This window comes from Phyllobacterium sp. GQ127 (assembly GCF_059758635.1).
On record NZ_JCAXDZ010000004.1, the window covers coordinates 441,006 to 448,801 of the forward strand.

General features: G+C 54.3%; 9 protein-coding genes. 5 read left to right on the top strand and 4 right to left on the bottom strand.

What is annotated here, in order from left to right:
* Nucleotides 1-3: 3 nt before the first annotated feature.
* On the bottom strand, nucleotides 4-783 hold the full coding sequence (locus tag AC6CHM_RS17735) for an SDR family oxidoreductase (RefSeq protein ID WP_498173886.1): 780 nt from the start codon (nucleotides 781-783) through the stop codon (nucleotides 4-6).
* Entirely contained in the window at nucleotides 780-1,109 is a 330-nt protein-coding gene (locus AC6CHM_RS17740) for a nuclear transport factor 2 family protein (RefSeq protein ID WP_336441723.1), read from the bottom strand. The genes AC6CHM_RS17735 and AC6CHM_RS17740 overlap by 4 nt, the downstream gene beginning before the upstream one ends.
* Before the next feature lie 138 nt (nucleotides 1,110-1,247).
* Here AC6CHM_RS17740 and AC6CHM_RS17745 point away from each other — a divergent pair, with 138 nt between their 5' ends.
* From AC6CHM_RS17745 to AC6CHM_RS17765, 5 genes are all read left to right on the top strand, one after another.
* The gene (locus tag AC6CHM_RS17745) at nucleotides 1,248-2,144 is read left to right on the top strand and encodes a LysR family transcriptional regulator (protein WP_336441722.1); all 897 of its coding nucleotides are present in this window, start codon (nucleotides 1,248-1,250) and stop codon (nucleotides 2,142-2,144) included.
* A 740-nt stretch (nucleotides 2,145-2,884) separates the two neighbouring features.
* A complete protein-coding gene (locus AC6CHM_RS17750) occupies nucleotides 2,885-3,415 on the top strand; it encodes a phage tail protein (RefSeq protein ID WP_498173887.1) in 531 nt (176 codons plus the stop codon).
* 37 nt (nucleotides 3,416-3,452) lie between these two features.
* Nucleotides 3,453-3,983: a phage tail protein gene (locus AC6CHM_RS17755; RefSeq protein ID WP_498173888.1), complete on the top strand. Its 531-nt coding sequence runs from the start codon at nucleotides 3,453-3,455 to the stop codon at nucleotides 3,981-3,983.
* A gap of 29 nt (nucleotides 3,984-4,012) precedes the next feature.
* Complete coding sequence (locus AC6CHM_RS17760; RefSeq protein ID WP_498173889.1) at nucleotides 4,013-4,546, top strand: phage tail protein; 534 nt, start codon at nucleotides 4,013-4,015, stop codon at nucleotides 4,544-4,546.
* A gap of 80 nt (nucleotides 4,547-4,626) precedes the next feature.
* Nucleotides 4,627-5,130, top strand: a complete 504-nt coding sequence (locus AC6CHM_RS17765; protein ID WP_498173890.1) for a GNAT family N-acetyltransferase — start codon at nucleotides 4,627-4,629, stop codon at nucleotides 5,128-5,130.
* Here the strand turns inward: AC6CHM_RS17765 and AC6CHM_RS17770 are convergent.
* Together AC6CHM_RS17770 and AC6CHM_RS17775 are read right to left on the bottom strand one after the other, a co-directional pair.
* The gene (locus tag AC6CHM_RS17770) at nucleotides 5,123-5,416 is read right to left on the bottom strand and encodes a DUF6916 family protein (protein WP_498173891.1); all 294 of its coding nucleotides are present in this window, start codon (nucleotides 5,414-5,416) and stop codon (nucleotides 5,123-5,125) included. The genes AC6CHM_RS17765 and AC6CHM_RS17770 overlap by 8 nt on opposite strands.
* 108 nt (nucleotides 5,417-5,524) lie before the next feature.
* Nucleotides 5,525-7,796, bottom strand: a 2,272-nt coding sequence (locus AC6CHM_RS17775) for an autotransporter domain-containing protein (RefSeq protein WP_498173892.1), incomplete at its 5' end; no start/stop codon positions are given.

Consider the following 7,796-nt stretch of genomic DNA (forward strand, 5'->3'; position numbering starts at 1 on the left):
TGCTCAAGCGGTCGGAACAGTCCCGCCGTCGATCACATGCTCCGTGCCGGTGATAGACGATGCCCGATCCGAGGCAAGGAATGCGATCAGGTCTGCGACCTCTTCCGGCGCGGCTGGTCGTCCAAGCGGTATGCCGCCGAGCGAGTTCATGATGACCTGCACCGCGTCGTCGTAGCTGATACCGGCTTGCTCGGCTATGCGCAGGGCCAGACCATTGGATCCCGGGCTTGCGATCCAGCCGGGAGAAACCCGCACCACCCGTACACCCTTCGGAGAAACCTCCTTGGAAAGGCTTTTGCTGTAGGTGTTGAGCGCCCCCTTGGCCGAAGCATAGGCGGTCGTCGCCTCGGGTAGTGGAAGGTTTCGCTGGATCGAGGTGACGTGGATGACGACACCACTTCCCTGAGCGACCATGCCAGGGATCAGTGCACGATCCAGCCTGACCGCCGGAAAGAAGTTAAGGTTGAACTCCTTGTCCCACTCCTTGTCTGTGAGCACAGCAAAGCCGCCAGAAGGTGCCGAAGAACCGCCCAGCACGTTCACAAGAATATCGAGGCCGCCGAGTTCCCGATGCACCGCATCGACGACGGTTTGAACCCCCGTCGGGGTGGTCAGATCGGCTTCAACGAATGCCGCACCGGAGAAATCTGCCGGTTTGGTGCGCGCACTGGTAAGCACACGGGCGCCAAGATCCTTGAAGAGCGCTACCGTTGCAGCGCCCGCGCCCGAAGTGCCGCCGGTAATCAGGGCGCGGCGGCCCTGCAAGGTGAGGAACTGTGTCATACGGTGATCTCCAGTTCGGCGACCTTGTCGCCCGCGAGGACGAAGAAGAACCGCAGGTCGATCGGGCTGCCCGGAAAGTCGCCTACGGCGTGGGCCGTCACCAAGGTTTTGCCATCTTCACTGTTGATCAGGAAGGGCTCGACCGTGTAGCTGTATTGCTGGCTTTCGTCGGCCATCCACGCGCGAATGGCATCCCGGCCTCGGTACGTGAGGCCTTTATCTTTCACGATGCCGTTCTCGGTGAATGTGGAAGCGATCACATCCGGGCTGCCTGTCCGGTCGGCATCGAAATAGTCTTCGATGCCTTTGGGTAGTTTGATCGTCATTCGTATCCTCCAATCATGTTTCTAGCCTTTACCGGCTGTGAGCTCGGCTCTCTTCCGGCCGACAAGGTCAATCTAGAGCCGGATGATTGACATGATAACTGGGACAAAGCAGGATGAGGAATTTCGAAAAGAGGGACAATGGCGCGATCTGTTCTTACCGACCTGGATGCCGTTCTGAGCATTGCCCGGCTGGGTTCGTTCCGGGCCGCAGCGCTAGAGCTCGGCATGTCCACGACCGCACTGAGCAACGCCATTGCGAAGCTAGAGCAGCGCCTGGGCATTCGCTTGTTCAACCGCACAACGCGCAGCGTTTCGCTCACCGATGGGGGAACGACCTTTGTCGAGCGAATTGGACCGGCAATGACCGACATCCACGATGCCATGCTCGCGGCTCAATCGCTTCAGGATACTCCGACCGGCACATTGCGTATCAATGCATTTGCGTCAGCGGCTCGAGAGGTGATGGAGCCGCTCATCCTGTCGTTCATGCGGCGTTACCCCCAGGTTCATGTTGATCTGGTCACGGAGGGTAAACTCGTCGACATCGTCGCGGCCGGCTTTGATCTGGGCCTGAGGACGGTTGATCTGGTCCCGAACGACATGATTGCCCTGCCACTCGGTCTCGATCGCAGCAATGCCGTCGTCGCGTCGCCGAATTTCCTGCGCACTCACGGCAGGCCAACCGTCCCGGCCGACCTATACCGATTTCGCTGCATCCGTGCGCGTCTGCCCAACAACGCCTTGTTTCGTTGGCGGTTCGAGAAGGACGGGAACGCCGTGCAGATCGATGTCCAAGGCTCTATCACGCTGGACGAGCCAAGCCTCGTCAGTATAGCGGCCCAGAATAGCGTTGGAATTGGATATGTCATGGAAGCGGATGTGCGCGATGACATTGCGGCCGGGCGACTAGTGCGCGTTCTCGAGGACTGGACTCCCCCACTGGCACCATTAGCCCTATACTACCCCGGCAGGAAGAATCCGCCGGCTGCCTTCAGCGCATTCATTCAAGCTGCCCGCGATTTTGCGAAGGGGTAATCGACCGGTGCATAAATCAACGTCTTCTCGACATCGAAGATACGCACCCAACATACTTTCACGTCATCCGTCTTGCTGGGAAGAACAGCCTGGAAAATGACTGTTATCCGGACAGGGACCTGCATCCCATGTACGTGACCGATCGCTGTGATTTTAGATGCTCGGAAAATCAAATGGCAGGAAATGGTCAAATCAAGAGGCGCAATTACCGCCTTGAACAAGTTTGAACTCACGACCCGCCGATTGCATGCGGCTGAAAGACTTCCAACCGGCCTAAGAACTTCATTTGAAAATATCAACAAGGGGCCAATTTTCGCTGGAAACGATCGGTGCTCTTACATGTCGACATTCTTCGTCAACTTCAGAAATTATCCAGATCTCGGTTCCAGTGCATAGCCCAAACGTGGGCGTCATGCGGGCGCATGCGCCCACCCAGCTTCCGAAATATTACTGATGCTTGCGTCCTGCTGAAGATGTCGGCAGTCAATCAGAGAATTTAATTCAAGACACTACAGATTTATTTTTGTGACAGATAAACCTACGAATCTGTTTCCTCTGCGCATCTTTAATCTGGATTGAATTGATACGCAGTACTCTTTTACTTGACATCGCCAGCAGATTTTTCTCGAGGAAATTATTTTGAGTTTTATAAATCAATCTACCCAAATGGTTCTTGCATTTTATGCGTAAGCTGGGCGATGATGCTATCAGATATATTATAATATTGGGGGAGATAGAGTATGTCCGAAGTCTTTCTTGGCCAGATTTTGCTTTCTGGATTTAAATTTGCCCCAAAAGGATTTGCTTTGAGCAATGGGCAACTTTTGGCCATTAGTCAGAACCAAGCCTTATTCTCTCTTCTGGGCACTTTTTATGGCGGGAACGGCACTACAACATTTGCATTGCCGAACATGCAAAGCCGCACACCGGTGGGATTTGGCCCATCGGCCGATCCATCATGGCAGCCGTTGCCTTACCAGATCGGCGAAACTGGCGGCGTCGAAAACGTGACCTTGCTGGAACCACAACTGCCTCAGCATGCTCATCTTGCAACAGGAACCAGCAGCAATGGCACGTTACGCAATCCAAACAACGCGCTCTATGCAACCAACAGTGCCAATATTTACGGCCCCTCCAGCGGTGCCCCGGTTGTACTTTCGAGCCAGACTGTTTCTCCAGCTGGCAACACCCAGCCCCACGCCAATATGCAACCCTATGACGTGATCAATTACTGCATCGCACTGTCAGGCATTTTCCCTTCACGCAATTGACCGTCTCTCACCAAATGCTTCCTACGGAGAACTAACGATGAGCACTCCTTATGTCGGAGAAATCCGGCTTTTCGGCTTTTCCCGGGTGCCCAATGGGTGGCTGCCCTGCAACAACTCGCTGCAGCCAATTTCCGAATATGAAACACTATTTATGCTCATCGGCACGACATATGGCGGCGATGGCGTTACTACCTTTGCCATGCCTAATCTTTGCGGGCGTGTGCCAGTTCATCAGGGCAGAGGGCCTGGTTTGTCCACCTATGTTATCGGTCAATCGGCCGGTAGTGAAAACGTCACGCTTTTACCAACGCAAATGCCAGCGCACACCCATCCATATCAAGCTACCACTGCCTTTGCCAACACCGCGTCAGTCGGTTCGAACGTCGAGCTCGGCGCAATTATCGGTGACACGATGTATGCCACAGATGTGAGTGGGGCAACCGCGTTCAGAACCTCGCAGGCAGCATCCCAAATGACCGGGTCGACAATCATGCATGACAACACGATGCCGACGCTGACGGTGCAGTATTGCATCTCTTATGCGGGTATCTTCCCGCAACAGAATTAAATCGCGTCTCGCAAATAAGGACAATTGATATGACAGAACCTTTCATCGGTGAGATTCAACTGTTCGGATTCAACTTCCCTCCCTATGGCTGGGCATCCTGTAATGGCGCGACGATGGCCATCCGGCAAAATACCGCACTGTTCTCGCTTCTTGGCACCCAGTATGGCGGCGACGGCATGACCACATTCCAATTGCCCAACTTTACCAACCGGGCAGGCTGTAACCAGGGCCAGGGCGCGGGACTGACGCTGCGACATATAGGCGAAACCTTTGGCAGCAACAGTGTAACGCTGTCCCAGGCGGAGATGCCCGCACATTCGCATTCCCTGACCATCTACAATCAAAGTGATTCAACCAAGCGCGCCGCTTCGCCCAGCACGGGCAATTCCTTGAGCGTGCCAAACTCGAGTGCTCCATTTTTGCCCGATGCCCAACCCAACGCTCAGTTTGCACCCAATACAATCGGTAGCGCAGGTGGAAGTCAGCCCCACGAGAATCGCCAGCCTTATCTGGCAATTAACTTCAGCATCGCGCTGTCCGGCGTGTTTCCATCCTTCGGTTGATGACTGGCTCCGCCATCGGCCAGATGCCGACGTTCCCCGCTCGCACGTGGAGTAACAGGTTCTCGATATCGACCTGCAGCTTGCGTGCTGCAAGGTTCGAGGACCTGCCCTTTCTTCGTCAGCTTTATCGTTCGTTCCGGAAAGAGGAATTCGCAAGCATTCCATGGTCGCAGGAAAGCAAGGACGCATTTCTGGACCAGCAGTTTGATCTGCAACATCGTTATTACATTGCAGCCTTTCCCGGAACGGATTTCCTGATCATGGAGAAGGAAGGCGCCCCGATCGGCCGCCTTTACTTGCAAATGGCTGCGATTGAATGGCATATTATCGACATTGGCTTTTTATCGCAGTGGCGCAATCACGGTTTGGGATCTGCCATTTTGAACAGCATCCGGAATGCAGCGATTACAGAACAAATTACCGGCATTGGTCTGCATGTTGACAGAACCAATACCCGTGCGCAGAAGCTTTATCAGGCATCGGGATTTCAAGAGGTAGAAACCTCCGTAACCCATATACGCATGCAATGGCTATTGCACGGAAACTCTTGCGAAGCGGCGATTGAACCGTCACACATCAATTGAAGATGGCCTGATAAATTATGCCGTCCCTGTCTCTGGCGACAGGCACAAGAAAAATGTCGAGAACTCCAAGCGCTACGTTCTTTAATCTGTAAATCTGTTGTGGCAGCACAATCTTTGACTCGCTGCGGAACAACAGAGAAAATGGTGCCCTTGTCATCCCGCTAAAACCCCGTTCGGGCAAGGGCCGCGCCTCGGTAAGGGTAAAAACAAGAGACCCGGTTCCCATTTCGATCTCGAATCCTTCGCCGACGCTGCGGGCGAAAATATCCAAAGTTATAATTCCCATCCCAACCCCATTTGTTTGGTCGCGCTGACAGTATCTTGCCCTAACCGAAAGCCATCGAGATCGGGAGAAATAAGTGGCTCCCCCCAACATCTGTAACGTCACACGCCGTTAGAACTTTTTGCCGAAGTGCACTCCGAATGCATGGTTTTGATTGTCTGCGCCAACCGTCGTGCGGTAATCAAAGTTCGCGTTCCAATCGGTATCAAGTTGTGCATCAAGTGAAAGACCGAGTGTAACGTAGTCGCTGCCGCTGCTGTCGGTCGTGACGTCATACGGAAGACCTGCAGTATCGGCATAGCCAAGCTTGATCCGGCTCGAACCTTCAAAATCATGCGTGTATTCTGCACGGGCACCCGGCTTCAATGCGCCCCAATCCATGGGAATGGTGTATTCCATGCGCAAACCAACGATACCCGAAAGCGTGTCGACGGTCTGGTCACCATATTTCAGTGTATATGCGGATCCGCCCTTCTCGGTAAAGCTGTCCAGCCACGAACGCGAGAAATCGAAACGACCATAGGGCGATATCAACCAGGTATCAGTACGATGCTCATAGCTTGCGGTGACTGAACCGAATATCTGCCGGCCATCGCGATGGCCGGAAGCAAAATCACCCGATGCGGTGATATAACGTCGGCTGTCGTAGTCCAGCCAGCTTCCGCCTATTAAGCCATCGAGGAACACCGACTTGATCGGAGAGTAACTAGCGTAGATTGCTGCGCTATAGGCATGGGCCCGGCTTTCGGTGCCGCTATCGCCAATATCGGAAGCGTCACGGCCATAGCCGAAACCAAAGCCTGCGACAAACTTCTTGGAGAAACGGTAGTCCATACCCGCACTCACGCCGACCGTCGTATAATCAAAATCCTGATCACCATCATTGCGATCACCAAAGTTCACAAAACCGCCTGTCCACACCGCCAGTTTTCCAGGATTTGCATCCAGAGCTGGCTCGTTCTGCTTTTGCTTCTTGCGTTTTTCTGCGGCGAAGGACTGCATGGCAAAATCAGGCACACCATCCGACAACCCCGGCACCGAACCCGAATTCATAAGCTCGCGGAACGGTTCGTCCATATCGTCCGGGCCATTCTCCTCCGAGTATCCGAGCCGGAGAGCCATGCTGTTGTTGCGGCGGTCCCCTTCATCGTGCAATTGCTCGAGACGCGAGTTGAAGTTTTGAATCTGGTTGGTGGCAAAGCGTTTGGCGCTATCGGCCTGTGCCGTGAGCAAACCGATCACTTCAGTATCCTTCGAAGGATCGGGGCGGGCTGTAACGACAAATGTGATGGTTGCAGGACTTGATGTTCCATAGGGATTAGCCAGCGTGTACTGTACCTGCAATATTCCCCCGTAAGTAGGGTCAGATGCGTAAATCATATCGAAGGCCGGTCGGTTTGCATCAATGCTCACGGGACCAGCAGAATCATCCGAGATGTTGACGATTCGGGCCGCGGAGAACGGCCCGCCTGTCGAGCCCTGAGTCAGGTCAATCCGAACTGTCTGGCCAGCCAGCACCTCGAGGGTGCGTGATGCCGCCATCGGAGCTGGTGGTAAACGGCGGGCTGTGACTTCATAGGTCTTCGTGGTCGTGTTGTCTTGAGCTGTCACAATAACCGCGATACGGGTCTGCCCGACCGGCAGCTGTATCGCCGCGCTGGATGAGCCTGAACTGACAGCTTGTCCCTGAACGGTGATGGTTGCGTTGGGTGCCGTGGACGTGGGTATGAGCGCAATACTCTCGGTCAAATTGGACACTTCTACCGTATAACTTGTTATCGAAGCTGAAAACCTAGGCTGTAACTCACCAGTACTTGGCACGAGAGCCGACAAATCCGCAATTGCCGCCGGCGGCGCGACATCGAATGTGACGGTTGCATTGTTGCTACCGCCCGGGCCAGTTGCAGCAAAAACCAAACTGTCGGGCCCGCTGAACGTGCTGATGGGCGTATAAGTGGAACTGCCGTCACCATTGACAACAGCCGTCCCGTTCGACGGCCCCGTAACCAGTGAATAGGTCAAGGGACCTGCCCCAGTACCAGTCACGGTAAATGTTTTTGTCTGATTATAGTTCACGCTAACAGTTTGTGGCTGAGCGACTGGCGGCGCAACATTCACCGTTATGGTCACGAGAGCCGGTGCCGAGGTACCGGTTGCATTGGATGCGGTATAAGTGAACGACGTCGTGCCTGAGAAACCCGTGGCAGGCGTATATGTTATCGACGTTCCGATTGCGGTTGCGGTGCCCGACGACGGCGTACTGGCAATCGATACGGACGTTGCAGTACCCACGATATCGAGCGTAATTGGATTGGCGGTACTGTTGAAAGGCACGGTTGCTGCAACTGGATTTGCCACAGGTATGGCGTCAACAACTGTGAGA

Bases quoted from the DNA above. Each gene is read 5' to 3' on its own strand.
- AC6CHM_RS17740 (WP_336441723.1), bottom strand. From the start codon at position 1,109: ATGACGATCAAACTACCCAAAGGCATCGAAGACTATTTCGATGCCGAC.
- AC6CHM_RS17750 (WP_498173887.1), top strand. From the start codon at position 2,885: ATGTCCGAAGTCTTTCTTGGCCAGATTTTGCTTTCTGGATTTAAATTT.
- AC6CHM_RS17770 (WP_498173891.1), bottom strand. From the start codon at position 5,416: ATGGGAATTATAACTTTGGATATTTTCGCCCGCAGCGTCGGCGAAGGA.
- AC6CHM_RS17755 (WP_498173888.1), top strand. From the start codon at position 3,453: ATGAGCACTCCTTATGTCGGAGAAATCCGGCTTTTCGGCTTTTCCCGG.
- AC6CHM_RS17760 (WP_498173889.1), top strand. From the start codon at position 4,013: ATGACAGAACCTTTCATCGGTGAGATTCAACTGTTCGGATTCAACTTC.
- AC6CHM_RS17745 (WP_336441722.1), top strand. From the start codon at position 1,248: ATGGCGCGATCTGTTCTTACCGACCTGGATGCCGTTCTGAGCATTGCC.
- AC6CHM_RS17735 (WP_498173886.1), bottom strand. From the start codon at position 783: ATGACACAGTTCCTCACCTTGCAGGGCCGCCGCGCCCTGATTACCGGC.